Raw genomic sequence first — 1,517 nt, 5'->3', positions numbered from 1 at the left:
CGTCTCTGCCCCCGGGCCAGGCGCTGGCACCGGTGCCAGCGCCGGTGCCGGGTGGCGCGCCGGCGCCGGCCGTCGATCCCCATGCGGCCGAGATCGACTCCATGGTGCTGAATGCCTCCATCCTGAACGGGGCGCTGGAGCTGCTGCCGCAGTCGCTGGCCTCCATGGCGATCATTCCGCTGCAGACGCGGCTGGTCTACCGCATCGGCAAGCTGTACGGCTACGAGCTGGACAAGGGCCACATCACCGACTTTCTCGCCACGGTGGGCGTGGGCCTCACCTCGCAGTACGTGGAGCAGTTCGGCCGCAAGCTGGTGGGCGGGCTGCTGGGCAAGGTGATGGGCGGCATGGGCCGCGCGGTGGGCAGCGCCGCCACGGGCTCGGCGTTCTCGTTCGCCACCACGTACGCGCTGGGCAAGGTGGCGCAGCGCTACTACGCCGGGGGCCGCACGCTGGGCAAGGACGCGCTCAAATCCTCCTTCTCGCGCACGGTGGACGAGGCGCGCAACCTGCAGCAGCGCTACGCGCCGCAGATCCAGCAACGTGCGCAGGGCCTCGATGTGGGCAAGCTGCTGCGCGAACTGCGCGCCTGATCCGGCGGCGCGCGGTGCCGGCCACGGGGTGAATCCGCCACCCCGGGCGCCAAGGGTGGTTTGCTATGAAAAATATAGCTATACGCCCTAGTATCAATTGTGCTGGAGGCACTTTTAATGCCCAGCCGTCCTGTCACGGCGGCGGGGTCTTGGGCTGGTAGTCGCAGTACGGCGCCACCACGCATTCCCAGCAGCGCGGCTTGCGCGCCTGGCACACGTAGCGGCCCAGCAGGATCAGCCAGTGGTGCGAGTCCACCGCATAGGCCGCAGGAACACGCTTGATGAGCTGCAGCTCCACCGCCAGCGGGTTCTTGCCGGGCGCGAGGCCCGTGCGGTTGCTGACGCGGAAGATGTGCGTGTCCACCGCCATGGTGGGCTGGCCGAACGCCACGTTCAGCACCACGTTGGCCGTCTTGCGGCCCACGCCGGGCAGGGCCTCCAGCGCCTCGCGGGTGCGGGGCACCACGCCGCCGTGCTGCTCCACCAGGATGCGGCAGGTGGCCATCAGGTGACGGGCCTTGCTGCGGTACAGCCCGATGGTCTTGATGTAGCCCTCCAGCCCTTCCAGCCCGAGGTCGAGGATGGCCTGCGGCGTGCCCGCCACCGGAAAGAGCTTGCGCGTGGCCTTGTTCACGCCCACGTCGGTGGCCTGGGCCGAGAGCAGCACCGCGGCCAGCAGCTCGAACACCGTGGTGTATTCCAGCTCCGTGTTGGGCATGGGGTTGGCGGCCTTCAGGGCGGCGAAGAAGGGTTCGATCTGCGCGGTCTTCATGGTGGAAATGTCGTTGTGGGCACGCGGGGAGCCGCATTGTCCCGCAGCCGGCCGCCCGGGCGCCTGCCGGCCCGGCGGCGGGCCGCCGCCCGGGCGGGTTCACGGGGAATTGACGGGCGCCGGCGCATTTTTTACGGCGTTTTATAGCCGCG

At 69.5% G+C, this 1,517-nt stretch carries 2 protein-coding genes; one reads left to right on the top strand and one right to left on the bottom strand.

What is annotated here, in order from left to right; translation table 11 throughout:
- The coding region (locus tag AC27IQ_RS24365; protein ID WP_487091114.1) for a YcjF family protein at positions 1–593 on the top strand (593 nt) is incomplete at its 5' end.
- Positions 594–726: 133 nt separating this feature from the next.
- Here the strand turns inward: AC27IQ_RS24365 and nth are convergent.
- Positions 727–1,365, bottom strand: coding sequence for an endonuclease III (nth, locus tag AC27IQ_RS24360; protein ID WP_487091112.1), 639 nt, complete (start codon positions 1,363–1,365; stop codon positions 727–729).
- Between the last annotated feature and the right edge of the window lie 152 nt (positions 1,366–1,517).

This window comes from Acidovorax sp. KPB24-07 (assembly GCF_057543315.1).
Note: the sequence above shows the minus strand (reverse complement) of the source record. Positions and strands in the feature narration are given on the sequence as shown.